Genomic DNA, 26776 nt, shown 5'->3' with positions numbered 1-26776 from the left:
GTCAGAGGAGGTTGTCCTTCCACGGGCCGGACACCTGCACCGTGCCGCCCGCCTCGCGGGCCCACAGGCGCGGGTCGTACATCGCCTCGGCCTCCGCCGTGGGCAACGTGAAGGCCCCCGCCGTCACCGCGCGCACCGCGTAGATGACCTTCTTCGACTCGCGAGCCCCCAGCGCGCCGAAGACCTCCATGCGGTCATCCCGGATGTTGACGTAGTCCGGGGTCCACATCGCGTCGGCCTGCACCCAGTCCACCGAGCCGCCCCGGCCCAGCCGCGCGTTCTCGATCTCCCAGCCCGCCGGCAGCCGGTCGACCAGCGCGATGTTCTGCACCCGCTCGCCCGTGGTGTTGGTCAGCTCCAGCTCCACGTAGACCAGTTCCGCGAGCGCCACCGGCGACTCCTTCAGGCTCACCTCCGTGCCGTCCTGCTTGCGGTACTTGCGGCTGAGCTTCAGGCCCTCGCCGCCCACGCGCGGCGGTCCGTCCGAGCGCACGCCCTCGCTGCTCAGCACGAGGAACAGCGTGCCAGCCGACTTGTCCTTCAAGTCGAGCTGGAGGCTCTTGCGCTCGCTCGCGCGGGCCAGCGCCCAGGTGCGGTCCGAAGCGCGCGCGTCCTTGGCCTGCTTCGCCACGACCTCCTTGCCATCCACCGTCAGCGTCGGAGGCGTGAAGCTGGTGGCCACGCCCTTGAGCCGCTTGCCCAGGCCGGTGATGCCCCAGACCAGCTCCTGCGTCGTGTACCAATAGCTCGGGCTCGACTGCAGCGCGCTCGCCACCATGGCCGCCAGCGGCTCACCCGCGGCGTCGGTGCCGAACAGGTCCTGATAGGTGCTCAGCATGAAGCCGCGTCGGCGCCGGTCCGAGTAGAAGGACCAGTTGTTGCGCCGCTCGTCGGTGACGGGCGTCAGGTCCGGGTTGCGCAGCTCCTTCTCGTAGCGGCGGTCTCCCGCGAGCCACAGCGCCGCCTTGAGCATGTAGTCCTCTTCCAGCTGCTCGCCCTTGAGCGGGGCCTTCTTGGCGGCCTCGGCCAACCCGTCCACCAGCTTCTGCACGCGCGCCTTGCGGCCCTTGCCGGACACCGCCAGCACGTAGTGCATGTAGGCCTCTGAGTTGCCGTGGTAGTCGCGGGCGACGCTCGTGTTGCCCTCCATCGTGTTGAGCGTGTTGCCCATCCACAGGAGCGCGTCATCCAGGCGGTCCTGCGGAACGGGGTACTTCTGCTTCTGCGCGTCCAGGAGCATGTGCGTCGCGTACGCGGTGCCCCACAGCTGCGGCTCCGTCTCGCCCGGCCAGTAGCCGAAGCCGCCCGAGGGCGTCTGCATGGACAGCACGCGGTTGATGCCCGCGAGCACCATGTCCCCCACGTCCCCATTCTTCTTCAGCGTGGGGTCCACCTGGTCCACCAGCTCCGACACGAAGAGCAGCGGCCGGGTGGAGGACGTCGTCTGCTCGATGCAGCCGTACGGGTACCGCACCAGGTACGACAGGTGCTGGAGCGACTGCGCATAGGGGTTGGCCGTCACCCAGAGCGTGGAGCGCTCCGTGGTGGGCACCCACCCCTGCAGGGACTTGGAGACGTCCGTCACGCCCTGCGCCAGCTCGATGCGCTGCACGCGGCGCTCGCGCGGACCCGACGGGGACAGCGGCACATCCAGCGTCTCCTTCGACGTGTAGCCGCCGCCCTCCACCACCACGCTCAGCCGCGCGGCGCCCACCGACTGCACCGCGCGAGCCTGGAAGACGAACGTCGTGGACTTGCCATCCTCCACGCGCGCGCGGCCCTCGCTCTTGCCGAGCAGTTGCAGCGGCGACGCCGTGTCCGCGGGCTGGGTGAGCCCGGGCACCGGCAGCGACTCCGCGGCCAGCGTCACCTTCACGTCCTGCACCTTGCCGGACAGGTTGGTGACGAAGACGGGCACCTGGATTTCATCGTTCTGGGTGAGGAAGCGCGGCAGCGTCGTCTGGAGCACCAGCGGGTCTCTCACCAGCACCTGCGCGCTGGCGCGGCCCATGCGCTTGGGCCCCGCCGTCACCGCCATCACCCGCACCGCGCCCCGGTACTGCGGGAGCTGGAACGGCAGGCGCAGCTTGCCATTGGCCGGCACCGGCACCACGCCGCTCCACAGGGCCACGGGCTTGACGGGCTGCACGCGGCCGGACGCATCCCCCTCCGCGTCACCACCGGTGGAGCGCGAGCTGCCACCCGGAGGCACCAGCAGCGTCCAGCCGATGGTCTCGAAGGTGTCCACGCCCAGGGCGCGCTTGGTGAAGATGTCCTTGAGCGGGTCCGGGCTCTGGAAGCGCGTGAGGGAGAGGATGCCCTCGTCCACCACGGCCACGGTGGCGAAGGTGGCGCCCTCGAGCGCGCCCAGGTCCAGGTCCACGGTGAGCGTGTCGTTGGAGCGGACCTCCTTGGGCACGTTCAGGGTGACCTGCTGCGTGTAGTCCACCGGCTCCAGCACGACGCTGGCCACGCCGAAGGCGCGGTCCGGCATGAAGGCCTCGGCGGACTCGAGGTGCGGGTCCTTCACCAGGAAGGTGCTCACGTAGACGTTGGGCGCGAACTGCTTGGGCGTGAAGCTCCACGTCACCTCGCCCGGCTCCACGGCCTTCCACTCGGTGGCGAGGACGCGGTCGGTCTCCGCGGTGAACAGGATGCGGCCCTTGTAGGGCGCCTTGAGCTTCACGGTGATGGGCTTGCCGACGACGGCCTTCGCGGGCACGGCCACGTCCAGCGAGGTGGGCTTGAGCGGACGCGGCGTCTGGTCCACGCGCGAGCCCTCGCCCCACCAGTAGTAGCGGCCCTCACCCTCCAGCTCCAGGTCCGTCTGCGCGTTGCCGGAGCGCACGCGCACCAGGTAGCCCGCCGCGTCCGCGCCCGGCGTGACGGTGAGGTTGAAGCGGCCATCCACCACCTTCACCGAGGCGCTGCCCTCGCGCAGCGGCCTCAGGTAGCGCTGGTAGCGGTCATAGCCCTCGCCCTCGTCGTAGTAGTAGCCGTACTCCTCCTCCAGCCGGACGTACTCCACCTCCACGGAAGCGGGCGCCAGCGACGAGGACGCGACGGGCTTGCCGTCCCAGTCCACCACCACGCCGTTCACGGTGAAGGGCTTGCCGGCCTTCACCTTGCCCACGCTCGCCTGCAGGCCCACGTAGTAGCGCTCCGGGTGCACGGGCACGCTGGCCTCGCTCACCGTGGAGCGGCCGCTGCCGGACTCGAACACGCTCGCAAGCGCGCTCAGTCGCGCGGACCCACGCAGCCCGCCCATGGCCGCCAGCGCCGGGCAGTGGATGAGCGCCTGGCCCTTCGCGTCCAGCGTGCCCTTCGCCTGGCCCAGCGTGACGGGGCGCGGCTCCTTGCCGTCCTGGCGCCACAGGCCGTAGGTGAACTGCGCGTTCTGCTTCGGCTTGAAGTCGGACGGCACCAGCCGGCAGTTGAGCTCCACGGGGCTGCCCTCGGCCGAGCCGCCGAAGAGGTAGGCGGCCTCCACGCCGACGGGAATCTCCACGCCCTGCACGTAGCCGGGGGCCTCCGCGGTGGCCGTCACCTTCATGCGCTCGGGGACGAACTCCTCCACGTTGAGGCCGTAGGACGCCACCTCGCGGTCGGCGACCTTCAGCGTGACGCGGTAGTGGCCCGTGTCCTGGAACGCCTCGAAGGGCAGGTCGAGCGAGACGAGGCCCGCGTCGTTCGTCTTGAGCGGCACCTTCTTGAGCTGGCGCTCGCGCGGGTCCACCACCACCAGTTCCACCGGCATGCCCGTGGGCGGCGCCAGGTCATCCTGGCCGCGCAGCACGCCGGCGATGTGCGCGGTGTCGCCGGGGCGGTACACACCGCGGTCGGACCAGAGCGAGGCGCGGTAGGCCTTCTCGGAGCGGTACGGCTCGCCCTGCACGTCGGAGTTGGCGATCTCCGTCTTGAGTTCGTTGTACTTGAGGTACGTCATCTCGTCGCCCTGGCGCGCGATGAGCGCGAAGGGCTGGCTGTCATCCACGCCAGCCGGGGGCACGTTGAGCACGCACCCGTCCGCGCCCTTGGTGACGCAGCGGCTGACGGCCTGGCCGCTCTTCTTCACCAGCGACACCTCCACGCCCGTCACCGGGTCCGTGCTCTCGATGCCGAGCGCCCAGACCCACACCTCGCCCGAGTCCTTCGAGCCCGGCGCCGGTCCGCCCCGCTTGGCCACGAGGCTCAAGTCGGTGAGCAGCACGCGCGTGGCGGCCTGCAGGTGGTTGCGACGGACGGAGACCTCCACCAGGCCCCGCGTCGTCGCGGGCACGAGGCTCGCGACGTCCAGGTACGTGGTGGTGAGCGTGTCCGAGGCGGACTGGAGCGGCAGCGTCTTCTTCACCACGAGGTTGGACGTGCGCTCGTCCGCCGTCTCGCGCTGGTCGTCGCTCATCCAGAAGATGAGGTTCTCCGGCGGGACGTTGCGGATGGTGACCTCCACCGCGTCCAGGTTGAGGTGCTGCAGGGGCAGGTTGCGCCACGCGCCGCGCGGCAGGTAGCGCCCCGCGGAGGTGAAGGAGAGCTGCGACTGGCGCGCGGGGATGGACAGCTCCTGCTCGAAGTTCGCCAGCAGGGTGCCGCCGCCCACGGACGTGGCGCCCGCGTCGATGCGCAGCGTGTACGTGCCGCGCTTGAAGTCGCCGAAGATGCGGAAGCCCTGCCGCGTGGGCGCCACGGAGACCTTCACCGGCGGCGTCACGTGGATGGAGGCCTCGGCCGTGGCGTCGTCCAGCACGCAGCCCTTGTTGCCCGACTCCCAGTAGTACGAATCGTACTCCTCATAGACGCGGGGGCTCGCAGGCGCGCTCGCGTCCACGTCGCGGCAGGCCACCTCGAGGTAGTGCCCGCTGTTGCCCTCCTTCCGGTTGATGCCGGTGATGTCCATGCGCTTGCCGCCGTCCAGGACGAAGGAGGCCTCGGCCGCGGGGGCGAGCGCCTTCGCGTTGGACGCGGCGGCCAGGCCCTGCTTGAGGCTGAAGCGCACCGTGGCCGCGGGCTTGAGGCCGGGGTTGGAGAGCTCCGCGGTGAGCGCGTTCGACACGCCGGCGACGGAGCGCCACTTCACGTCGGAGATGGGCTGGGTGCCCACCAGGAACGTGCCCTTGCCTCGCATGAGGTTGGGGGCCACGGGGCCGGAGAAGACGACGTCCATCTCGATGCGGCTCTTGGCCAGGTCCAGCTGCTTGGGCTGGATGCGGAGGAACTGGAAGGTCGGCGTCTTGAAGACGTACTTCCAGGCGTCATCGGAGGGCGCCTTCACCACGCCCGCGTCGGTCTCCAGCGAGACGACCTTGACGGTGTACTCGGTGTCGAAGGCGAAGGCCTGACCGGAGGAGGTGTTGAAGGTCAGCGTGGAGGGGCCGCTCCAGGTCAGGTGCCCGGGCACCTGCGGGGAGATGGAGACGACGGTGCCCGGCTTCACCGACTGGTCATCGGGGCGCAGCGGTCGCGCCAGCTCGATGACGATGGACTGGGGCAGCACGCCCACGGCGCCCTGCGAGCGGATGATGGGAGTGACGGCCTCCGGCTTGGGCGGCACCTTCACGACGGCGGCGGTGGTGCCCGCGTCGCCCCCGGTGCTCGCCTGCGGAGGCGTGGTGGCGCTCGGGGTGCTCGGCGAGGAGGTGGCGGGCTGCTGCGACTCCTCTTTCTTGCAACCGGAGAGCGAGGCGCCCAGGAGCAGCGCGGCGACGAGCCAACCGGCGCGTCTTGCGCGCGGTGGCGAGATGGAGACGACGGACTGCGGACCCATGTTTCCTCCGAAGGTGCCTGCTGTTCTTCATGCGACGTGCCGACGGCGCACACGCCAGGAATCTTGGGGAGTGCGGTCGAACGCCCACGGCCCGAACGCGTCCCCCACGCGTCCTCGGGCCCACAGGGTGTACCCGGGGCCACACTCCTGGTGGCCTCCGCGCACGCACCCAGCGGTCGATGGCGCCACGCTATAGGAGGGCGACGCATCGGGGTCAACGCCCCCAGGGAAGCGGGTATGGTGGTCCGGCATGGTGCTGCCCGTCCGTTTCGTCCTGATGCGTCCGCGCAACGCGGAGAACCTGGGTGCCGCTGCTCGGGCGCTGAAGAACTGCGGCCTGTCGGATTGGGTCTGGGTGACGCCCGAGGTGGAGGATTTGACGCCCGCGCGCCGGCTGGCGGTCCATGCCGAGGACGTTCTCGATGGCGCCCGTCGCGCGGCCACGTTGGAGGAGGCCGTCTCCGACTGTGTGTGGGTGGTGGGGACCAGCTCCCGCAAGGTGGAGGGCAAGCGGCGCCTGGCCCCTCGCGCCGTCGCGGAAGAGTGGGTGTCGCGCGCGACACAGGGCACGGTGGCCATCGTCTTCGGGGATGAGCGCAGCGGGCTCACCAACGCGGAGGTGGAGCGGTGCCACGACTTGTCCGCGGTGCCCACCGCGCCGGAGCAGCCATCCATCAACCTGGCGCAGGCGGTGTTGCTGTACGCCTACGAGGTCCGCGTGGCGACGCTGGAGGCGCACGCGCCGCCGCCCGGGCCCCTGCCGGTGGCGGCGACGGACACGGAGCTGGCGCAGGTGGAGTCGACGCTGGAGGGCGTGCTGACGTCGGGGGGGTTCCTCATCGACGCGCAGCCGGGGCGCACGGGCTTGCGGGACCTGTTCGCGCCGCTGCGTCGCTCACGGCTGACGCGCAAGGAGGCGCGGCTGTGGCTGGCCGCGCTGCACACGCTGCGCAAGCACGGCCCGCGAGGCTAGACGGGGCGGCGGTAGCGGGGGGTGGCGCGCGGGGACCGGGGAGGCGGGGCCTTGCGTTTGCGGGCCAGCGCCACGGCGACCCACGCGAAGACGGCCGCGGCCAGCACGAGCAGCGCCACCCAGTACCAGTAGCTGTGTCCCGAGGAGCCCTCGGTGGAGACGGACACCTCCTGCGGCACCTGCGCCAGCGCGAGGAGCGGGACGGTCAATGCGGCAAGTGGAGCCTGGGCGTCACTCATGGGCATCCTCGTCCAGGTAACCTCTCCATCCTGGCGGGCCCCCACAAGCGGAGGGGCTCGCCGTGTCTCCGGGGTGGCGGGCCCACCGCTCGGGCCCCTGCTCCCTGGGCTCGCGGGGCTACTTCTCGCTGGTGAGACGCGCGAGGAGCTTGGGGTCATCGGGGAGCAGGCCCGCCGCGGGCAGTCGGGTGAGGAGCTCTCGCCAGCGGGGGTCGGCGGCGTAGGCGCGCTGGAGGAGCGGAAGGGCCTGTTCCACGCGGCCCACGCCCACGAGGGAGATGGCGTGCCAGAAGGTCATCTCCGCGTTGCCCGGCGCGAGCTTCTCCGCGGACGCGTACGCGGCGAGGGCGGCGTCGGTGTCCTTGTGCTCGAGGGCGAGGTCGCCTTCGTTCATGAAGTTGTAGGCGCGCTGGAGGGTGACGAGGCGGCGGAGTTCCTTGAGGGGCTCGGGGTGGTCGTCGACGCGCAGGTCGAAGCGGCGGTCCGCCCAGGGACGGCCCGAGGGCTTCGCGGAGACGATGATGAGGGCGGCGGACTGCTTGCCGCGCAGGTCTCCGCCCTGGGATTCGGCGGCCTCGAGCGCGGCGAGCATGCGCTCGGCGAGGTCGCCTTTGGAGGCACGGTAGGCCTTGGCCATCGCGGGCCAGACGGTGTCCTTCTGCATCATGTTGGCCTGGACGGAGAAGCCCTCGCCCATGAGGTGTCCGGCGGCGGCGATGCAGTTCGAGCCCGTGTGCGCGGAGACGCGGCCTTGGGCGTCCACCATGGCGACCTGGCGCACCTGACTGGCGGAGTCGGCGGCGAGCAGCCCCTTGAGTGCGTCCGGGGCTGAGCGGCCCGCGCGCATGAGGTCCAGGCCGAGACGGCCGTAGGACGGGTCGACGAAGGACTGGGTGGCGACGGCGCCCACGCCGGCCTCGGCCCAGGGGACGGTGGCGCCCACGGAGAACCAGTGGGATTGCACGGCGACGCCCAGGTCTCCTGTCGCCGGGTCCCTGGCGACGATGGAGTAGGTGTTCACGGGGCGGCGCGGCGTGGCGGAGGGTTCGGCGGCCACGGCGTGGAGGGACATGAGCGCGAGGCAGAGGGCGAGTCGGGACATGCGGGGACTCCCACGGAGGAGGGGCGCAGGCTGAGCGAGGGAGCGTGCGACCGCAAGGCCCGACGCGGCATGGGGTGCGGAGGCGGCCTTACCTTCGAGGAAGTCCTGAACCCGCGAGAGGAGGACGCAGCATGGACCACATGCCCTATGAGTCGATGGAGGTCGGTGACGAGGAGCCGGGACAGAACGGCCGGCGGCGGAGCTCTCCCGAGGAGGAGGCGCCGGGACAAACGCCCAAGTCGGCGGAGGCGGGTGGGCTCGAGGAGGAGCGCCGGATGCCGCAGGCGGAGCCCGGGAAGACACCTGGGAGCGCCGAGGGTGAGGATACGGATTCGCCGCCGAGGCGGTAGCACGGCGCCACGTTCACGTGGACATGGCCGCTAACGTCGAGGGGCCAGGATGATGATGGCCATGCCGCAGATGGCGACGAGCGCGCCCACGACATCCCAGGTGGTGGGCCGCTCTCCCTCGACGAGCCAGAGCCACGCGAGGGCCACCGCGATGTAGACACCTCCGTATGCGGCGTAGGTCCGCGCGGCTCCCGTCGGATGCAGCGTCAGCAGCCACGCGAAGAGCGCCAGACTCGCGGCCGCGGGGACCAGCCACCACACGGAGCGCCCCTGACGCAGCCAGAGATACGGCAGATAGCAGCCCACAATCTCGGCCAGCGCCGTGAGGATGAAGAGTCCGAGCGCATGTACAAACGGCATGACGAAGAGTCCCTGAAGGAAGACCCGAGGACACCTACCACGCCCCCGAGTTGATGCGCCTTCGTCCCCAGGACTCCGCGCGACGCCCCTGACTCCACACGTGCGCGAGGGAAGCGGTCCCGCCAGCTCACGCGCCCGAGCGATGCACCGCGTCCCGGATGGCGCCACGGAGCGCGGCACCCGAGGTAATCACCGCGGAGACGTGTCCCGCGTCCACGATGCGCAGCTCACTTCCAGGCCAGTGCGCATGGAGCGCGCGTGCTTCCGCCAAAGGAACGAAGGCATCTCTCGCGCACGCCAGGATGACGGCGGCACTCGGCTTCACGGGCGGCGGCAACAGGCGCGCGCTCGCCGCGTCCAGGATGGTCGCGAGCCGCGTCCTTGCCTCCGTCTCGTCCGGAGAGCCCGCCAGCCGCCTGAAGTCGATGGAGCGCGAGTGCACGCCCTGGGTGAACACCGGCGCCGGCGAGGCCCCCGCCGCGAGCGCCGCGACCCCCACCGGCTCCGGAATCATCGCCGCCGTCAACGCCGCCATGTAGCCCCCCATGCTGTAGCCCGCGACGGCGACGCGCTCGTAGCCCTCTCGCCGCGCGTGCGACACCAGCGCCCTCGCCTCCTCGATGGACGCGATGTTCATCTGGAGCTGCTCGCTCACCGTGCGGATGTGCGGCCCCTTCTGCCCCAGCGCCCGCCGCGTCCCGTAATAGGGATTCTCCAGCAGGAACAGGTCCACCCCCTCCTCCACCAACGGCGCGAACAACCAACTGCGCAACCGGAACCCCTCGTCCCGCGACGCCGCGAGCACCACACACGCGTCCCGCCCCCGCCCCCGCTCGGACGTCATCCACCGCACCGAGCCCAGCCGGACCTCCGACGGCAACGCCACCCACGGCGAATCGAACGCCCCATCCCGGAACCGACGACGCCCCGCCGCCTGCTCCGCGCCCCAGCGGACCTCCAACGGCAACACCGTCGCCGCGAGCCGCCCCGACAACGGCGCCCCCGCGAAGGTCTCCTCATCTCCCCAGCCATCACAGAACAGCCGACGACTGGCCAGGGCGGCCATGAACGCATCCAACGGATGCATCCGTGATTCATCCCGGACAGACGGATTCCCGGCACGAGCGGTCATGTCCCCGACTCTACGCCTTCCCACCCGGGCCGGCGGCACCACGGAGACGCCACGCGCTCCAGGTGACGATGATATGACGCCCGGCTCCATCGTCCCTTCTGGAAGCCCATGCCGCGCAAGCCCGACAAGACCAAGCCCCCGCAGCACCAACGATGGGAGGGCAAGGAGAAGCCGGACTGGCTGTCTCGCGCCCTCGCACGCGCGGGCGTGTTCCCCCAGAAGGAAGCCGAGGACGCCATCAACGCCGGCCGCGTCACCATCAACGGCCGCGTCGCCAAGATGGCCCTCGCCCCCGTCCCCCCCGGCGCCACCGTCCGCGTCGACGGGAGAATCGTCCCGCTGTCCGCCCCCGCCACCCGGGTGCTCGCGTTCCACAAGCCCGCGGGCGTGCTGTCCTCCACCGTGTCACAGCACCGCACCGGCACCGTGTTCGAGGTCCTCCTCCGCCAGCTCCCTCCCGAGCTCGCCGGATACACGTGGCACGCGGTGGGCCGGCTCGACGTGGACTCCACGGGCCTCTTGCTCTTCACCAATGACGACAAGTTCGTCGCCCACGCCACGTCGCCGGACACCCAACTGCCCAAGCGCTACGTGGCCACCGTCTTCAGCACCGCGGATGACGAACGCGTGGAGCCGCTCCGCAAGGGCATGGTCCTCGACGACGGCCCCGCCCGCCCCGCCACCGTCCGCGTGCGCGACGAGAAGACCGTGGAGGTCACCCTCACCGAGGGCCGCCACCATCAGGTGAAGCGGATGCTCGGCGTCGTGGGCCTCCCCGTGCGCGCCCTCCACCGTGAAGCCGTGGGCGCCATCGAGCTCGACATCCCCGAGGGCACGTTCCGGCTCCTCACCGATGACGAGGTCCGCGAAGGGCTGCGCTACGGGGGACCCACCGAGCCTCGCGAAGACTGAGGGCGCGAAAGGACTCGTGCCTCGGAGGCAGCGAAGCCTGCTCGGAGAGCGTCTCCCTTCGAGGAGAGTGAGCCCTCAGCGCCCATGATGTGGCGCGGGCTCCGAGTGTGGCGAAGGCGGAGGGCGCGAAAGGACTCGTGCCTCGAAGGCGGCGAAGCCTGCTCCGAGAGCATCTGCCCTCAAGGGAAGTGAGCCCCTCAACGCCCATGATGTGGCGCGGGCTCCGAGTGTGGCGAGGCGTGAGGCGAAGGCTCTGCGTGTGGAGCGGGTTCCGCGTGCGGAGCAGGCTCTGGACGAGGGGCAGGCTCTGCGTGCGGAGCAGGCTCCGCGCGTGGGGCTGGCGCTGGACGAGCGGCAGGTTCTTCGCGTGGTGCGGGCGCTCCGACAGAGGGTGCAGCGGGGGCTGGACGTGGAGCGGGCTCCGCGTGCGGAGCAGGCTCGGCCTGCGGCACGGGTGCGGGATGCGGCGCGGGTTCCGAGCGTGGGGCGGGCTGGGATGCATTCAGCCTCGACGCGGGGACCGCAGGCCTCGGTTCGACTTGCGCGGGGGTTCCCGGCCTGGGCGCGGGCTGTGGACGCCGCGCGGCCCCGGCGCTCGGCACCTGCGAGTTGCGGCTCTCGCGTGGCAGGGCGGCCGAGGGAGGCGGCGCCACCCTTGACCGAGGCACCGGCCGCCCCGTCGTCTCGGCGACCCTGCCCGGTGCCGGGCCTCGGTTCCATTCACCGACACGAGCGGGCACGCGCTCGCCCACCACCTGGGTCTGTCGGAGCAGCACCGGCACTCGCGCACGCGGAACCAGGAACTGGCCCACCCGCGGACGCACGAAGTCGTTCGTGCCCACGAAGTTCCAGGACAGCCCGACGTTGACGCTGATGCCGGGAGGCCCCAGCGGCTGCCAACCCACGAAGCCATCCCCCCAGCGCCAGTCCACCCAGGACGGCGCCCACTCATCGTCGGGCCACCACACCCAGTCATTGGACGCCGTGAGGAACCAGCGGCCGTAGTGGAAGGGCGCCCAGCCCCAGCTCCAACCGGTCTGGAACGTCCAGCCCCAATCGCTGTAGGCCCACTGGCCCCCGGTGGCATAGGGAACGAAATCAACGCCGACGACGGTCGGATTGGGACGCCAGACCCAGCCGACATCTGGCAGTTGCACCCAGGTCCCGTAAGGCGACAGCGTGTCGTAGAACGTCGAGACGGCGCCCGTCTGGAGCGACGGGTTCGAGGCGACCTGTGTCCCGTCATCGACCTGGGCGCGCGCACCACCGCCGAGACAGACCAGGAGGGCGCTCGCGCTCACGCCTCCCATGCGCAGCCATCGCCAGGTTCGATACCAGGACCGCATGTCTCCTCCTTCGAGCATGAAGGGTGCTCTCCTTCTGAAGGGTGGCCCCTCTTCCTTCCGAAGAGAGTCCTTCACCGTTCACGACGGGAAGGCCCGGCTGCTTGTCGGCTGTCCTCGCACGACCTCAGCCAGGCGGAGGAGTCCTCGGCCCGATGGGCGCCCGGTGCAACGCAGGAGCGCCTCCGCCACCCACATGGACACGCCACCGTCGACGCCACCCGTGGAACCACCGCATCCAGTCCTCGCGAGCTGTCAGCTCCTCGGCGCACAATCCGCGCATGAGCCCTCGCATCCTCCGGACGTGGTGTGGTGCCGCCGCGCTGCTTCTCAGCGTCGCCTGTGGTGACAGCGGTAACAACGACGACACTCCAGATGACGCGGGGACGAACACGCCCGACGGCTCCGTGCTCACCCCGGATGCTGGCGCGACTGACAGCGGCACGCCCGAAGAGGACGGCGGGACGAACACCGCTCCAGATGGAGGCTCGAGCGGCGGCCCCAACGCCACCGTCCCCGGCGCCGTCACCCTCCCCTTCCCGACGCTGCAACACCTGATGGTGGAGTGGGCCTTCACCGGCGACGCCAACGCCAACAGCACCGTCGCCGTGCGCTACCGCCCCGTGGGCACCAGCCCCTGGCGCAAGGCCCTGCCCCTGCGCCGCGTCCCCGCCGGGAGCAACGAAGGCTTCTCCTGGGCCCAGCGTCACTCCGGCAGCATCTTCGGGCTCCAGCCCGCGACGCAGTACGAGTTGGAGCTCACGCTCTCCGATTCGGATGGCGGCGGCACCGTGCGCACCGCGACGGCCACCACGCGCGCGGTACCGGCGCCCATGGCGAACGCGCCCGTCAAGGCCGTGACACCCGCCAACTTCGCCAGCATCGCCGCGAGCGCCCAGCCCGGAGACCTGCTCGAGCTCGGCAGCGGGACGTACAGCGGCTTCGACTGGTCGCGCAGCGGCACGGAGGGCAAGCCCATCGTCCTTCGAGGCACGTCGGGCACCGTCATCAATGGCCCCGTCAACCTGTTCAACCAGAACCACGTGCACTTCGACCGGCTCACCCTCAACGGCCGCCTGCGCTTCAACGGGACGAAGAACTTCTCCCTCACCCGCTCCACCATCAACGCCACCTCCGCGAACGGCGGCGACGCGGTCGTCACCTTCCTGCGCGCGGAGAACGCGTACATCGCCGACAACGTGGTGACGGGCATCACCACCTGGGCGGAGTCCTCGCTCGGCGTCAACGGCAACAACCAGGGCGAGGGCATCTGCGTCACGGGGCCCGGACACGTCATCCAGAACAACCGCGTCACCGGCTTCCGCGACGGCATCTCCTTCATGGAGGACGACGCCGCGGTGGACCAGTTCAGCATCGACGTCCTCGACAACGACCTCATTGGCAACGCGGACGACGGCGTCGAGGCGGACTTCTGCGCCCACAACTGCCGCATCGTCGGCAACCGCCTCACCAACAACTTCATCGCCCTGTCGTCCCAGCCAAGCCTGGGCGGGCCGACCTACTTCATCCGCAACGCCGTCTACAACGCGGTGCACATCGCCTTCAAACTCTACCGGGGCAGCTCCGGCGACGTGCTCCTGCACAACACCGTGGTGAAGCACGGCGACGGCTTCGGCATCACCGCGACCACCCCCGTGGCCCGACTCTACGCGCGCAACAACCTGTTCATCGGCGGGCCCGGAGGAACGTTCAACGGCTACAGCAGCGGCAGCGCCCAGGGCAGCGTCCTCCACCTCCCCTCGCTCACCACGGCGAACGCCGACCTGGACCACGACGGCTTCGGCTCCACCTCCGGTACCTTCAACGCCAACTGGGGCGGCACGCGCCTCACCAGCCTGAGTGACCTGCGCGCCAACACCACCGAGAAGCACGCCGTCCAGGTGGACCTCGGGGCCTTCGCCGCGACCGTCGCCTATCCGGCGGCCCCGATGACGCTGTACGCCGCACCCGACCTGCGTCCTCGCGCGGGTTCAGTCGTGGAGAACGCGGGAACGCCGCTCGACAACGTCACGGATGGATACACCGGCGCGGCCCCGGACCTCGGCGCCATCGAGGTCGGCGCCCCCGTCCCCACCTACGGCCCGCGCCCCTGAGGACTTGCGCTCGCGCCAGGAGCGCTCAGACTCGCCAGGGCCCTCCCTTCCGGGGCCCTCTCACAGTCGAGGCGTTCCATGTCCGGGTCTCGCCGCTCGTCGTGTTGGCGCATCTTCCTGCTAGCGGCCGTCGTCACGCTCCCCGTCGCGGCCGCGCCCGCGGCGGATCCGGCCACGCTGCTCGCCGAGCTGCGTGAGGTGACGAAGCATGACGCATCGGCGCCGCTCGACGTGAAGCAGGTCCGCGTGCAGAAGCGCGGAGACGTCACGGTGACGGAGCTGACGTACGCCAGCCCCAAGGGCGGACGCGTCCCCGCCTTCCTCGTCACCCCGCCGGGCCCCGGCCCCTTCGCGGGCCTCGTCTTCCTGCACTGGGGACAGGGCTCGAAGAACGAGTTCCTCGACGAGGCGCTCTCCCTCGCCCGCTCCGGCGTGGTGTCGCTGCTCGTCGACGCGCCGCACGTGCGCCCGGAGCCCTGGCGCGGCTCGCTCCGGGGCTCGGCGCTCTACCCCACGCACCTCCAGACGCTGCTCGACATGCGGCGCGGCGTGGACCTGCTCATCCTCCGTCCCGAGGTCGACGCGAACCGGCTCGGCTTCGTGGGCCACAGCATGGGCGCCATGGTGGGCGGCGCGCTGGCGGGCGTCGAGTCGCGCCTGCGCGCCTTCGTGCTGATGAATGGCGTGGGCGACTACTCCAAGAGCATCCTGGAGCTCGAGCGCGAGAACGAGAAGAAGCTCGCCGACGCGATGTCCGAGCAGGACTTCGCCACGTTCGCGCGGAAGATGGCGGCCCTCGATGGCGTGGTGGGCGTCAGCGCCGCGAGCCCCCGGGCCCTGCTGTTCCAGTACGGTCGCTCGGACCCGTGGGTCACTGCCGAGCAGGTCCGCGCCTTCATCGACGCGGGCACCGAGCCCAAGCTCACCCGGTTCTACGAAGGCGCTCATGAGCTGAGTGACGCCGCGCGAAGAGACCGGGCCCAGTGGCTGCGCATGCACCTGGGCTTCGGCGAGGTGCCCTCCTACGGCCCGCCCATGTTCTCCGCGCCCACGCTGCCCGCATCCCTGGACACGCCACTGCCCGAGTGGGCCAAGGCCCGCCCCGTCCTCACCATCCCCGGCATGGAGGAGGTCCAGGTGCGCCGGGGCCTGACGTACACGCGCGTGGGTACCCGCGACTACAAGCTGGACCTCTACATCCCGGATGCGACCTCGCAGGGCCCTGTCCCCGTCGTGGTGCTGGCCCATGGGATCCTGCACCCGAGCCTCACGCCCCTCGTGAGGGACCTGCCCGCCCTGGCCGGACAAGCCCGATGGGTGGCCGCGCATGGCTACGCGGTGGCGCTGGTGGAGCTCGGCTCTCCCGCCACCGGCGCGGACTCGGCCCAGTGGTACACGCGCGTCGCGGACCTCCAGAAGCGCCTGGACTCGGCGCTGGCCTTCGTGCGCAAGCAGGCCTCCACCGAGAAAATCGACGCGAACCGCGTCTGCCTCATGAGCATGTCCGCGGGCGGGCTCTGGGGCCTGTCGCCCGCGCTGCGCAAGGAGCCTCCCGCCTGGCTGCGCTGCGCGGTGGCGTGGTACCCCTTGCTCGACGCTCCGGGTGTGAGTTCCTCGCCGCTCGGCGCCCTGAAGGCCGGCAACGCGAAGAAGACACCGCCCCTGCTCGTGCTGCGCGCGGGCCAGGACGCACCGGCGCTCAACGCCGCGCTCGATGACTTCGTGAAGGAGGCCCGGACGCGAGGTGCGCCCCTCACGCTGCTGGAGCTGCCCGAGGGCCACCACGGCTTCGAGCTGACGGACGACCTCGAGAGCGCTCGGGAGATGATGCGGCAGACCGCTCTCTTCCTCGAGGAGCACCTGACACGGTGAGTTCGCTTCAAAGGGTGCGTGGGGTCGCGTAGTTTGGGGTCCTATGAGGGACTTCGACCTGGTGGTGATTGGCTCCGGCCCGGCCGGTGAGTGGGGGGCGGTGCAGGCGGCGCTGGCGGGCAAGCGCGTGGCGGTGGTGGAGCGTGAGCCCGTGCTGGGTGGAACCGCGGCCAACACCGGGACGCTGCCGTCCAAGACGTTGCGCGAGACGTCGCTGCACCTGTCCGGCCTCAAGGCGCGCGGCCTCTACAGCGTGGAGACGACGCTGCGCCACGAGGCCACCGTCTCCGACTTCCTCTACCGCGAGCGCCGGGTGAAGGGCATGGAGCGCGAGCGCATCGCCCACAACCTGGAGCGCCACGGCATCCAGGTGCTCCAGGGCAACGGCACGCTCCTGGACGAGCACACCGTGTTGGTGCGCCGCGTGGGCGCCGACGACGTGCGCCTCACCGGCGCCTTCATCCTCGTCGCCACCGGCTCCAAGCCCTACCGGCCCCCGCTGTACCCCTTCGGCGACGTGCGCGTGCACGACTCGGACGAGGTGCTGGAGATTGGCCAGCTGCCCAAGTCGCTCGTCGTGGTGGGCGGCGGCGTCATCGGCTGCGAGTACGCGTGCATGTTCGCCGCGCTCGGCATCCCCGTGACGCTGGTGGAGGTGAAGACGGAGCTGTTGTCCTTCCTGGACGACGAGTTCTCCGCGCTGCTCGCCCAGCGCATGGAGGCGCTCGGCATCCGCCTGCGCTTCGGCCAGACGGTGGAGAAGGTGGACGTGCCCGCCGCGTGCGAGGTGCCCATCCGCCTGACGCTGTCCTCCGGTGAGGAGGTCTCCGCGGACCAGGTGCTGGTGGCCTCGGGCCGCTCGGCGAACACGGACGGACTGGGGCTCGCGGAGCTGGGCGTGAAGCTGGGCTCACGTGGACAGGTGGAGGTGGGCCCCGGCTTCCAGACGGCCGTGCCGCACATCTACGCGGTGGGAGACGTCATCGGCTTCCCCGCCCTGGCCTCCACCTCCATGGACCAGGCGCGCGTCGCGGTGGAGCACGCCTTCTGTCTGGGCGGCCCGCTGGCCATCGCCACCGTGCTGCCCTACGGCATCTACACCATCCCCGAGGTCTCCACGGCCGGCGAGACGGAGGAAGGCCTGCGAGCCAAGGCCATCCCCTACGTGGCCGGCCGCGCCCGCTTCGCCACCAACCCGCGCGGGCAGATCATCGGAGAGACGCACGGCCTCTTGAAGCTGCTCTTCCACCGCGAGAGCCTCAAGCTGCTCGGCGTGCACGTCCTCGGGGAGCAGGCCTCCGAGCTGGTGCACATCGGCCTGGTGGCCATGCTCACCGGCTCCACCGCGCGGCTCTTCGTGGAGACGTGCTTCAACTACCCGACGCTGTCGGAGGCCTACAAGTCGGCCACCTTCGACGCGCTGGACCGCCTCAAGCGCGGCCTCGTCTGAGGTTCAGCGGCGCCGCGACTTCGGCGCCGCGCCGTCACTCTTCAGGCTGCCCACGGTGAGGCCCGAGGGGCCCGGCGCCGTGCGGTGGACGTCATCCGCCGAGGCCCGGGCCAGCGAGGACTCGGGGGAAGCGCCCGCGTCGGAGCGCCCGCCGCCCTTGCCGCCGGCGCCGCGCAACAGCTCCCGCGCGCGCTCCCAGCGGACCTTCTCCTCCGCCATCAGCCGCGTCAGCTCCTCGCGGGCCTGGGAGTCCTCGAGACCCGCCGCCGCGGCGGCCACCTTGTCCAGGAACGGGAGCAGGTAGCCGAAGTCCTTGTCGAAGGCGCTGGGGTTCGTCGCCATGGGGGGCACCCTAGCCCGGCCGTCAGCCGTGGTACACGCGAGAGGCGACAATCCGGCCGCCACGGACCTCCAGCACCTCCGCCACCGGCATGGGCGCCTCGCCAGGTGCGTGCCGCAGGTACTCCATGAAGACGCGCTCGCCGTCCGCCGTCAGCGCCGTCTCCTCGTAGCGCAGGCCAGGCAGCCGGGCGATGGCCTCCCTCCACCACTTCGCCAGGGCCGGCCGGCCCACCAGCTTCCCGCCCGTCTCCGGGTGCAACACCCTGATCTTGGGCGAGGTGTGGGTGCAGTCCTCGGCGTACAGCGCCACCAGCCCCTCCACGTCATGCGCGTTGAAGGCGGCCAGCCAGGCCCGGGCCACGGAGAAGTTTTCGCTCGCGCTCATGGTTCAGAAACCCTCGGAAGAATTCGGTGACAGTCTCTCGACAGCGAGAGGCCAAGCCGCCTCTTATATAAGGTTGGGCCCGAGCTGTAAGGCAAGGTAGGAGTATTGGACTCCACCCTCATGCGGATTTGGCTGGAAACCAAGTCCCGTGGGAAGTAAGGGCCCCGCCTGCTCTGTTCCGTCAGGCACATTCAAGAAAAGAAGGACCGGATCGTGGCCGCCAACGCACCCATCGAGAAGATTCGTAACATCGGTATCTCCGCCCACATCGACTCGGGCAAGACGACGCTCTCCGAGCGCATCCTGTTCTATACGGGCAAGATCCATGAGATCCACGAGGTCCGCGGCAAGGACGGCGTGGGCGCGGTCATGGACTCGATGGACCTGGAGCGTGAGAAGGGCATCACCATCCAGTCGGCCGCCACGTACGCGATGTGGGGTGAGTACAACATCAACCTCATCGACACGCCGGGACACGTGGACTTCACCATCGAGGTGGAGCGCTCCCTGCGCGTGCTCGACGGCGCCATCCTGGTGCTCTGCTCGGTGTCCGGCGTGCAGTCGCAGTCGATCACGGTCGACCGGCAGATGAAGCGCTACCGCGTCCCGCGCATCGCGTTCGTCAACAAGATGGACCGCGCCGGCGCGAACTATGACCGCGTGGCCGCGCAGCTGAAGGAGAAGCTGTCGCACCACCCCGTCAAGCTGCAGCTGCCCATCGGCGGCGAGGACCGCTTCAAGGGCCTGGTCGACCTCATCCAGATGAAGGCGTTCTACTTCGACGGTGAGAACGGCGAGCAGGTCCGCGAGGAGGAGATTCCCGCGGACATGCTGGACGACGCCAAGGCGCGCCGTCAGCAGATGATCGAGGGCGTGGCCGAGGTCGACGACCAGCTGGGTGAGCTGTTCCTGTCGGACGCCGCCATCCCGAACGACGCCATCACCGCGGCCATCCGCCGGGCGACCATCGCCCTGAAGATGACGCCCGTCATGTGCGGCTCCGCCTACAAGAACAAGGGCGTGCAGCTGCTCCTGAACGCCGTCTGTAACTTCCTCCCGAACCCCAAGGAGGCGACCAACGAGGCGCTGGACCAGAAGAACAACGAGGCGAAGGTCATCCTCGAGTCGGACCCGGAGAAGCCCTTCGTCGGTCTGGCGTTCAAGCTGGAGGACGGTCGCTACGGCCAGCTGACGTACATGCGCGTCTACCAGGGCCGCGTCAGCAAGGGTGACTTCATCGTCAACCAGGTGAACCAGAAGAAGGTCAAGGTTCCGCGCATCGTCCGGATGAACTCCAACAAGATGGACGACATCAACGACGCGACGGCCGGCGACATCGTCGCGCTGTTCGGCATCGAGTGCGCCTCCGGCGACACGTTCACCGACGGCTCGGTGAACTACACGATGACGTCCATGCACGTCCCGGACGCGGTGATTTCGCTCGCCGTGGAGCCGAAGGACCGCTCGGCGCTGCAGAACTTCTCCAAGGCGCTCAACCGCTTCACGAAGGAAGACCCCACCTTCCGCGTGCACCGCGATGAGGAGTCCGGGCAGACCATCATCCGCGGCATGGGTGAGCTGCACCTGGAGATCTACATCGAGCGCATGAAGCGCGAGTACCAGTGCGAGGTGAAGGCCGGTAAGCCCCAGGTGGCGTACCGCGAGACCATCAGCCAGAAGGGCGAGTTCGCCTACACGCACAAGAAGCAGACCGGTGGTTCCGGTCAGTTCGCGCGCGTGTGCGGCTACATCGAGCCGCTGCCCTCGGACGCGGTGCAGCAGTACGAGTTCGTGGACGACATCGTCGGTGGCTCGATTCCGCGCGAGTTCATCCCCGCGTGCGACAAGGGCTTCGCCGAGGCCGTGAAGAAGGGCAGCCTCATCGGCTTCCCCGTCGTCGGTGTGCGCGTGGTCATCAACGACGGCGCGTTCCACGCGGTCGACTCGTCCGAAATGGCGTTCAAGACGGCCGCCATCATGGGCTTCCGCGAGGGCTACGCCGCCGCCAAGCCCATCATCCTCGAGCCGATGATGAAGGTCGAAGTCACGGCGCCCGAGGACTTCCAGGGCTCCGTCGTCGGCCAGCTCAACCAGCGCCGCGGCACCATCCTCTCCACGGAGACCGCCGAGGGCTACGTGACGGCGGTGGCCGAGGTTCCGCTGAACACGATGTTCGGCTACTCCACGGACCTTCGCTCCGCGACGCAGGGCAAGGGCGAGTTCACGATGGAGTTCGCCAAGTACACGCCGGTGCCGCGCAACGAGTCCGAGGCCCTGATGGCCGCGTACAAGGAGAAGCTCGCGGCCGAGCAGGCGGCGCGCAAGTAGTCCGCGCCTCCCAGGCGTCCAGGTTGTAAGGAAGGCGCTCCTCTTCAGTGAGGGGCGCCTTTCGCCTTTTCGGGAGAATCATCGTGACGCTGCTCCGTGCCGCCAACGTCCAGCTCAGCTTCGGCAGCCGCACCGTGTTCGAAGGGCTCACCGTCACCATCGAAGAGGGTGAGCGGGTGGGCCTGGTCGGCGTCAACGGCTCGGGCAAGACGTCGCTGATGAAGATCCTCGCGGGCGCGGCGAAGCCGGACACGGGGGAGCTGCAGCTGCGCCGTGGCGCTCGCGTCACCTACCTGCCCCAGGAGCCGGAGTTCGGCGAGGGCGCCACGGTGGCCTCGGAGCTGTCGGTGGCCCAGGGCCCGCTGCGCGAGGCGCTGGCGGCCCAGGCGGAGCTGGCGACGAGGCTGGAGGCCTCTCCCCCGGAGGCCCACGAGAAGCTGATGGAGCAGCTGGCCGTGCTGTCGGACCGCATCGAGCAGCTGGGCGGCTGGGACACCGAGCACCACGCGAAGACGCTGCTGGACAGGCTGGGCGTGAAGGACTGGGACCGGCCGGTGGCGCAGCTGTCGGGCGGCCTGCGCAAGCGCGTGGCGATCGCCCGGGCGCTGCTCACGCGCCCGGACATGCTGCTCCTGGACGAGCCCACCAACCACCTGGACGCCGACACGGTGGACTGGCTGGAGGAGGAGCTGGACAAGCTGCCCGGGGCGCTGCTGCTCGTCACCCACGACCGGTACTTCCTGGACGGGCTGGTGGACCGCATCGTCGAGATCCAGCCGGGCGCGGGCGTCACGTCCTATCCGGGCAACTACCAGGCGTACCTGGAGCAGAAGCTGGTGGCGCAGGAGAACGCGGAGGTCGCCCAGCACAAGCGCGAGCGGTGGATCGCCCAGGAAGTGGCGTGGCTGCGCCGCGGGCCGGAAGCGCGGCGCACCAAGAGCAAGGCGCGCATCGACCGGGCCCAGAAGCTGATGGCGGAGAAGGGCTTCCAGCGCCCCAAGGTGGCGGACCTGCGCGTGATTGCCGCGCCCCGGCTGGGCCACACCGTCATCGAGTCCGAGGGGCTCACGAAGGCCTTCGGCGAGCGCAAGGTGCTCGACGGCGTGGACTTCCGGCTGCAGCGCGGCGAGCGCGTGGGCCTGGTCGGCCCCAACGGCGTGGGCAAGACGACCTTCCTGCGCGTGCTGCTGGGGGAGCTGCCCCCGGACAGCGGCAAGCTGGTCATCGGGAAGAACACGAAGGTGGCGTACTACGACCAGAACCGGGCGCAGCTGGACCCGGAGATGACGGTGTACGAGGCGGCCTCGCAGGGCGAGGACTGGGTGGACCTGGGGGACCAGAAGGTGGCCCTGCGCGACTACCTGGACGACCTGCTCTTCCCGGTGCCCATGCAGCGCATGAAGGTGAAGGCGCTGTCGGGCGGCGAGCGCAACCGGCTGCTGCTGGCGCGGCTGTTCCTGGAGGGCGCCAACGTGCTGGTGCTGGACGAGCCCACGAACGACCTGGACATCGTCACGCTCAACGTCCTGGAGAGGCTGCTGCTGGACTTCGGCGGCAGCACGCTGCTCGTCACGCACGACCGGTACTTCCTCGACAAGGTGGCCACGAGCATCGTGACGTTCGACGGCAACGGCCGCGTCACCCGCTACGAGGGCAACTACACGATGTACCGGCGGCTCAAGGAGCAGTCGGACGCGCAGGCCGCCGCCGAGGCCGCCAAGGCCGCGTCGAAGAAGGCCGAGCCCGTAGCGGCCGCTCCCCCCGCCGCCGCGCCGAAGCAGGCGCGCAAGGGGGGCAAGCTCTCCTACAAGGACCAGCGAGAGCTGGACGGCATGGAGGCCACCATCGAAGCGGCCGAGACGCGCAAGGCGGAGCTGGAGGCCCAGCTCGCCGACCCGACCATCTACAGCAAGAGCGGCAAGGTGGCGGAGGTCCAGAAGGAGCTCGACGGCGCCGTCGCCGAGGTGGACCGGCTCTACGCGCGGTGGCAGGTCCTCCAGGACCTCGCGGGCAGCGCCCCCTAGCCGCGGCGCCCGTCGCCGCCGGATTTGCCGGCACGCGACGTTTGCCATTCAATCCAGGGGCTCTCGCGTGGAGCCATTCCTTCCCTCCAAGGGAGTCCCTGACATGTCATTCATTTCGTGCCGCCCGGTGCGCCGGGTGTTGTCACCGTTGTGTCTGCTGCTGGCGTGGGGCTGTCATCCGGAGGAGGCGGGCCAGACGACGCCCTCGCTCTCCACCTCGCGCGCGAAGGTGGAAGAGGCCCCGCCGGAGAGCCTCCCCGCGGACTTCCTCCAGGACATCCAGGCGGCGCTCCCCGAAGGACAGTCCGTCCTGGTGCACCATCCGGAGTACCTGTCGTCGGGCTTCGACCCCAACGTGCGAGTCCTCGCGGAGTCGGATGTCTGGGTGACCTTCGTGTCGGAGGCGGCGACGTTCCTGAACACGCTGGGCTACTTCACCTATCCGGAGGGCAGCCCTCCCACCACGACGGTGGGCCTGCAGAAGCACCTCATCTTCGACAACGCCTCCGCCTGGGGCTCCGGAGGCGCGCTGACCCCGGGAGACCGCATGCACCTGGGGCGCTTCCCCGCGGGCACGCGCATCGGCTTCTTCCTGGTCTCCAATGGCTGGGATTGGGGCCAGGTCGACTACACCCGGACGACCTATTACTCGCTGGACGCGCTCAACCCGGAGCCCCTCCCCTCGCAGCGCCGACACCTCGTCTCGCTCTACCACCCGGGCGCGCAGCGGCGCGTGCTGGCCTTCGAGGACTTCGACCGCGCCCACGAGCAGGCCAACAACAACTTCTCCGACCTCATCGTCTCCGTCACCAGCAACCCCGTGACGGGCACGGACCCGTCGGGCCCCAGCATCCCCGAGAAGCCCTGCCCCGAGTCCCCCACCGCCGCGCCCGCCTCGTGCCGGCTGCTGCGCCAGTACTGCCCTTCCTTGCCCAGCGGCGTGTATGCCCTGAATCCCTGCGGCACCGGCCCCACGCAGCACTATTGCGACATGAGCGCGGCGGGCGGGGGATGGACCGTCGCGGGCTGGCAGTCGGCCTCGGCGAAGACGAGCCTGGGCGTCAGCTCGCGCGGCACCCCGGGGAGCTCGGACTGGTCTCGCGCGCTCGCCTGCATCTCCTTCACCGAGATTCGCGTCTTCAACCGCACCTCCGGCGAGGGCTTCGCGCAGACGTACCCCGCGCAGACGTGGAACCACACCAGCGTCAACATGGCCCTCGGCACACCCGGCACGGCGTTCAAGCAAGGCACCTACGGCCCGCCCGCCTCGCAAATCATGATGGGCTGCGTGGGCTACGGCTACCCCGCGGCCGGGAGCACCAGCCCGGAGTTCGCGTGCGACAATGACAACGTGGGCGGAGCCCGAGGTCACCTGGCCGACTACGCGGGCGAGTACTGCGCGGGAGGACGGCTCGACTTCACCTGGGCCTGGAGCAACGGCTCCACCTGCAGCTTCCGAGGCACGCCCTACACCTGGGGCTTCGCCATCCGCTGACCCACGCGGGGCCCACGTCGAGGTGGACGTGGGCCCTGCCCTTCCCACTCAGTCGTACCGGAGCGCGATGATGGGGTCCACGCGCGAGGCCCTGCGCGCGGGCAGCCACGTGGCGACGAGCCCCACCGCGAGCAGCGACAGGGGCGCGAGGAGGAACGACCACGGGTCCAACGCGCTCACCCCGTGCACCAGCCCGGACACCACCCGCGTCAGCGCCAGCGCCCCCACGAAGCCCAGGCCCACGCCCGCGCCCACCGAGCCCAGGCCCTGGAGGAACACCAACCGCACCACCTCGCCGCGCGTGGCCCCCAGCGCCAGGCGCACGCCCATCTCCCGCGTCCGCTGGCTCACCAGGTACGACAGCACGCCGTAGATGCCCACGGCCGCCAGCCCCAGCGCCAGCGCCGCCATCAACCCCAGCAGCACCATGTTGAAGCGCTCGGAGCCCAGCGTGCGCGCCACGTGCGCGTCCAGCATCAGCGTCTCCGACACGGGCTGCCGCGAATCCACCGCCCACAGCTCCTTCTGCACGGACGCCACCAGCGCCGCGTGGCCACCGGATGACTTCACCACCAGGTTGCGCGGCAACATCCGCACGAGCAGCTCGTTGAGCCTGCGCGTCACCTGCCCCGTCGGCACATACAGCACCACGGGCGCCTCCTGGTCCAACCCGCGCTCACGCACGTCACGCACCACGCCCACCACCACGCGCGGCGTGTCGTCCCGGAGCGAGGGCACCGTGTGCGCCACCCGGATGGACTTGCCCACGGGGTCCTCGCCCGGCCAGTACTTGCGTGCGGTCGCCTCGTTGATGACCACCACCGGCCCCGAGCGCGCCGTGTCCGTCTCCTCGAGCCACCGCCCCTGCACCAGCCCGAGCCCCAGCGTCCGCGCGTAGCCCGGCGACACCGGCCGGTACTGGCCGAAGCCCACGCCGGGGCCGTCCTCACGGCCTTCGTACCGGCCCTCGATGGCGAAGCTCATGCTGGAGCCCATCTCCATCGGCAGCGTGGGCGTGGAGCCCACCTCCACCACGCCGGGCAGCGCGCGCACCCGCTCCTCCACCTGACGCAGGAAGCGCTCCACCGCCTCCGGCTCGCCATAGCGGCCCTCCGGCAGCGACATCCGCAGCACGTGCACATCCGTCGGGTCGAAGCCGGGCTTGACCTGTTGGAGCGCGCCGAAGCTCCGGATGAGCAGCGCGGCCCCCACCAGCAGCACCACCGCGAGCGCCACCTGCCCCACCACCAACACCTTGCGCGTGCGCCCCGCCCCCGCTCCCGCCGTCGCGCGCTGGGCCCCCTCGCGCAGCGCGTCCTGGAGCCTGGGCCGCGAGGCCTGCCACGCCGGCAAGAGCCCGAAGAGCAGCCCCGTCACCACCGACAGGCCCAGGGAGAACAGCAGCACCGTGCCCTCCAGCTCCACCTGGGTCCCCGGCGTGAGCAGCTCCGGCGGCGCCAAGGACAGGAGCGCGGGCAGCGCGATGGACGCCAGGAGCACCCCCAACCCGCCGCCCACGAGCGACAGCAGCAGGCTCTCCGTCAGCAGCTGGCGCACCAGTCGCCGGGGCGCGGCACCGAGCGCCGCGCGCACCACCAGCTCCCGCTGCCTCGCCGCGGAGCGCGCGAGCTGGAGGTTGGCCAGGTTGACGCACGCGATGAGCAGCACCAGCCCCACCGCGCCCAGGAGCACCCAGAGCGCCAGGCGCAAATCCCCCGCGAGCGCCGCCCTCAAGTCCACCGCGCCGAAGGACTCCTGGGCGCGCATCAGGTGCGGCTTCTCCGCCGTCAGGCGCGCGCTCAGCGTCTTCAACGCGGCGTCCACGCCCTGCGGCGACAGCCCGTCACGCACCCGCCCGGTGACGAACAGGAAGTTGGAGGCCTCGTTGTTCGTCAGGTCCAGCTGCAGCGGCGTCCACAGCTGCGCCTCCGACGGGAAGCGGAACGACTCCGCCGCCACGCCCACCACCGTGTAGGGCTCATCGTTGAGCGTGAGCGTGCGGCCCACGACCTCCGGCGCTCCACCGAAGCGTCGCTTCCACAGCCCCTGACCGAGCACCACCACGCGCGGGCCCCCCGGCACGTCCTCCTCCGGCAGGAAGCCGCGCCCCAGCTGGGGACGCATCCCGAACGTCTCGAAGAAGTTCCCCGTCACCCGGACGCCCGCCAGCCGTTCCGGAAGTCCGTCCCCCACGAGGTTGAAGCCCGAGGGCAACATCTCCGACGCGGAGACCTGGGAGAAGGGCGAGCCCTCCGACGTCAACCAGGCGTAGTGGGCAATCGCCAACGTCGTGTTGGGCCCGTCCGCGTCCCGCGCGTCCACCCGCACCAGTTGCTCGGAGCGTGGATAGGGCAGCGGCCGCAGCAACACCCCGTGCACGACGCTGAAGATGGCTGTGTTCGCGCCGATGGCCAGCGCCAGCGTCAGGAGCGAGACGGCGGTGAACCCCCGACTCTTGAAGAGCAACCGGACGGCGTAGCGGAGATCCTCGAGAAGGACAGCCACGGTGACTCCTTGGGCGGGAACACGGAGGCGTACGCCCGGACGACGTCAGCCATTGCGCCGATGTTTTGCTTTCCCACGACTGGGACGGG

Annotated in this window: 18 protein-coding genes; 9 read left to right on the top strand and 9 right to left on the bottom strand. The window is 70.4% G+C overall.

Translation table 11 applies throughout. The features are described 5' to 3' along the window. Position 1 precedes the first annotated feature (1 nt). A complete protein-coding gene (locus tag LXT21_RS17165) occupies positions 2-5761 on the bottom strand; it encodes an alpha-2-macroglobulin family protein (RefSeq protein WP_254039226.1) in 5760 nt (1919 codons plus the stop codon). A gap of 250 nt (positions 5762-6011) precedes the next feature. Between LXT21_RS17165 and LXT21_RS17160 the strand changes: the two genes are divergently transcribed. After that, positions 6012-6734, top strand: a complete 723-nt coding sequence (locus tag LXT21_RS17160; RefSeq protein WP_254039225.1) for an RNA methyltransferase — start codon at positions 6012-6014, stop codon at positions 6732-6734. Here LXT21_RS17160 and LXT21_RS17155 read toward each other — a convergent pair. Then, a complete protein-coding gene (locus tag LXT21_RS17155) occupies positions 6731-6973 on the bottom strand; it encodes a hypothetical protein (protein ID WP_254039224.1) in 243 nt (80 codons plus the stop codon). The two genes, LXT21_RS17160 and LXT21_RS17155, sit on opposite strands and share 4 nt — an antisense overlap. Before the next feature lie 118 nt (positions 6974-7091). Then, positions 7092-8075 (bottom strand): DUF1028 domain-containing protein, encoded by a 984-nt coding sequence (locus LXT21_RS17150; RefSeq protein ID WP_254039223.1) that lies wholly within the window; start codon positions 8073-8075, stop codon positions 7092-7094. A 131-nt stretch (positions 8076-8206) separates the two neighbouring features. Between LXT21_RS17150 and LXT21_RS17145 the strand changes: the two genes are divergently transcribed. Further along, positions 8207-8425, top strand: coding sequence for a hypothetical protein (locus LXT21_RS17145; RefSeq protein ID WP_254039222.1), 219 nt, complete (start codon positions 8207-8209; stop codon positions 8423-8425). A 30-nt stretch (positions 8426-8455) separates the two neighbouring features. Here LXT21_RS17145 and LXT21_RS17140 read toward each other — a convergent pair whose 3' ends face one another. Further along, positions 8456-8785, bottom strand: coding sequence for a YnfA family protein (locus LXT21_RS17140; RefSeq protein WP_254039221.1), 330 nt, complete (start codon positions 8783-8785; stop codon positions 8456-8458). Between the two features lie 127 nt (positions 8786-8912). After that, on the bottom strand, positions 8913-9917 hold the full coding sequence (locus tag LXT21_RS17135) for an alpha/beta hydrolase family protein (RefSeq protein WP_254039220.1): 1005 nt from the start codon (positions 9915-9917) through the stop codon (positions 8913-8915). Between the two features lie 108 nt (positions 9918-10025). Here LXT21_RS17135 and LXT21_RS17130 point away from each other — a divergent pair, with 108 nt between their 5' ends. Beyond that, entirely contained in the window at positions 10026-10829 is an 804-nt protein-coding gene (locus LXT21_RS17130; protein ID WP_254039219.1) for a pseudouridine synthase, read from the top strand. 197 nt (positions 10830-11026) lie between these two features. Here LXT21_RS17130 and LXT21_RS45380 read toward each other — a convergent pair whose 3' ends face one another. Next, positions 11027-12139 carry a DUF6600 domain-containing protein gene (locus tag LXT21_RS45380; RefSeq protein ID WP_323394683.1) on the bottom strand — a complete coding sequence of 371 codons (1113 nt, stop codon included), beginning with the start codon at positions 12137-12139 and terminating at the stop codon, positions 11027-11029. Between the two features lie 314 nt (positions 12140-12453). Here LXT21_RS45380 and LXT21_RS17120 point away from each other — a divergent pair, with 314 nt between their 5' ends. The 3 genes from LXT21_RS17120 (at position 12454) to sthA (ending at position 17608) form a co-directional block, all read left to right on the top strand. Beyond that, positions 12454-14286, top strand: a complete 1833-nt coding sequence (locus LXT21_RS17120; protein ID WP_254039217.1) for a right-handed parallel beta-helix repeat-containing protein — start codon at positions 12454-12456, stop codon at positions 14284-14286. Between the two features lie 78 nt (positions 14287-14364). Continuing rightward, entirely contained in the window at positions 14365-16158 is a 1794-nt protein-coding gene (locus tag LXT21_RS17115; RefSeq protein WP_254039216.1) for an alpha/beta hydrolase family protein, read from the top strand. A 43-nt stretch (positions 16159-16201) separates the two neighbouring features. Further along, a complete protein-coding gene (sthA, locus tag LXT21_RS17110; protein ID WP_254039215.1) occupies positions 16202-17608 on the top strand; it encodes a Si-specific NAD(P)(+) transhydrogenase in 1407 nt (468 codons plus the stop codon). A 3-nt stretch (positions 17609-17611) separates the two neighbouring features. On the opposite strand, the gene LXT21_RS17105 is transcribed toward sthA, so the two are convergent. After that, positions 17612-17950 (bottom strand): hypothetical protein, encoded by a 339-nt coding sequence (locus LXT21_RS17105; protein WP_254039214.1) that lies wholly within the window; start codon positions 17948-17950, stop codon positions 17612-17614. Between the two features lie 22 nt (positions 17951-17972). Beyond that, positions 17973-18335, bottom strand: a complete 363-nt coding sequence (locus LXT21_RS17100; protein WP_254039213.1) for a nuclear transport factor 2 family protein — start codon at positions 18333-18335, stop codon at positions 17973-17975. Positions 18336-18548: 213 nt separating this feature from the next. Between LXT21_RS17100 and fusA the strand changes: the two genes are divergently transcribed. The 3 genes from fusA (at position 18549) to LXT21_RS17085 (ending at position 24182) form a co-directional block, all read left to right on the top strand. Next, the gene (fusA, locus tag LXT21_RS17095) at positions 18549-20663 is read left to right on the top strand and encodes an elongation factor G (protein WP_254039212.1); all 2115 of its coding nucleotides are present in this window, start codon (positions 18549-18551) and stop codon (positions 20661-20663) included. Positions 20664-20746: 83 nt separating this feature from the next. Next, a complete protein-coding gene (locus LXT21_RS17090; RefSeq protein ID WP_254039211.1) occupies positions 20747-22687 on the top strand; it encodes an ABC-F family ATP-binding cassette domain-containing protein in 1941 nt (646 codons plus the stop codon). Positions 22688-22790: 103 nt separating this feature from the next. Continuing rightward, positions 22791-24182 (top strand): fibrinogen-like YCDxxxxGGGW domain-containing protein, encoded by a 1392-nt coding sequence (locus LXT21_RS17085; protein WP_254039210.1) that lies wholly within the window; start codon positions 22791-22793, stop codon positions 24180-24182. 48 nt (positions 24183-24230) lie between these two features. Here LXT21_RS17085 and LXT21_RS17080 read toward each other — a convergent pair whose 3' ends face one another. Then, positions 24231-26687, bottom strand: coding sequence for an ABC transporter permease (locus tag LXT21_RS17080; protein WP_254039209.1), 2457 nt, complete (start codon positions 26685-26687; stop codon positions 24231-24233). Between the last annotated feature and the right edge of the window lie 89 nt (positions 26688-26776).

The sequence above is a fragment of the Myxococcus guangdongensis genome, from assembly GCF_024198255.1.
GTDB lineage: Bacteria > Myxococcota > Myxococcia > Myxococcales > Myxococcaceae > Myxococcus > Myxococcus guangdongensis.
Note: the sequence above shows the minus strand (reverse complement) of the source record. Positions and strands in the feature narration are given on the sequence as shown.

What these genes read in the sequence shown, in the direction of transcription:
- LXT21_RS17165 (WP_254039226.1), bottom strand. Translation starts at nt 5,761, where the DNA reads ATGGGTCCGCAGTCCGTCGTCTCCATCTCGCCACCGCGCGCAAGACGC.
- LXT21_RS17160 (WP_254039225.1), top strand. Translation starts at nt 6,012, where the DNA reads ATGGTGCTGCCCGTCCGTTTCGTCCTGATGCGTCCGCGCAACGCGGAG.
- LXT21_RS17155 (WP_254039224.1), bottom strand. Translation starts at nt 6,973, where the DNA reads ATGAGTGACGCCCAGGCTCCACTTGCCGCATTGACCGTCCCGCTCCTC.
- LXT21_RS17150 (WP_254039223.1), bottom strand. Translation starts at nt 8,075, where the DNA reads ATGTCCCGACTCGCCCTCTGCCTCGCGCTCATGTCCCTCCACGCCGTG.
- LXT21_RS17145 (WP_254039222.1), top strand. Translation starts at nt 8,207, where the DNA reads ATGGACCACATGCCCTATGAGTCGATGGAGGTCGGTGACGAGGAGCCG.
- LXT21_RS17140 (WP_254039221.1), bottom strand. Translation starts at nt 8,785, where the DNA reads ATGCCGTTTGTACATGCGCTCGGACTCTTCATCCTCACGGCGCTGGCC.
- LXT21_RS17135 (WP_254039220.1), bottom strand. Translation starts at nt 9,917, where the DNA reads ATGACCGCTCGTGCCGGGAATCCGTCTGTCCGGGATGAATCACGGATG.
- LXT21_RS17130 (WP_254039219.1), top strand. Translation starts at nt 10,026, where the DNA reads ATGCCGCGCAAGCCCGACAAGACCAAGCCCCCGCAGCACCAACGATGG.
- LXT21_RS45380 (WP_323394683.1), bottom strand. Translation starts at nt 12,139, where the DNA reads ATGGGAGGCGTGAGCGCGAGCGCCCTCCTGGTCTGTCTCGGCGGTGGT.
- LXT21_RS17120 (WP_254039217.1), top strand. Translation starts at nt 12,454, where the DNA reads ATGAGCCCTCGCATCCTCCGGACGTGGTGTGGTGCCGCCGCGCTGCTT.
- LXT21_RS17115 (WP_254039216.1), top strand. Translation starts at nt 14,365, where the DNA reads ATGTCCGGGTCTCGCCGCTCGTCGTGTTGGCGCATCTTCCTGCTAGCG.
- sthA (WP_254039215.1), top strand. Translation starts at nt 16,202, where the DNA reads ATGAGGGACTTCGACCTGGTGGTGATTGGCTCCGGCCCGGCCGGTGAG.
- LXT21_RS17105 (WP_254039214.1), bottom strand. Translation starts at nt 17,950, where the DNA reads ATGGCGACGAACCCCAGCGCCTTCGACAAGGACTTCGGCTACCTGCTC.
- LXT21_RS17100 (WP_254039213.1), bottom strand. Translation starts at nt 18,335, where the DNA reads ATGAGCGCGAGCGAAAACTTCTCCGTGGCCCGGGCCTGGCTGGCCGCC.
- LXT21_RS17085 (WP_254039210.1), top strand. Translation starts at nt 22,791, where the DNA reads ATGTCATTCATTTCGTGCCGCCCGGTGCGCCGGGTGTTGTCACCGTTG.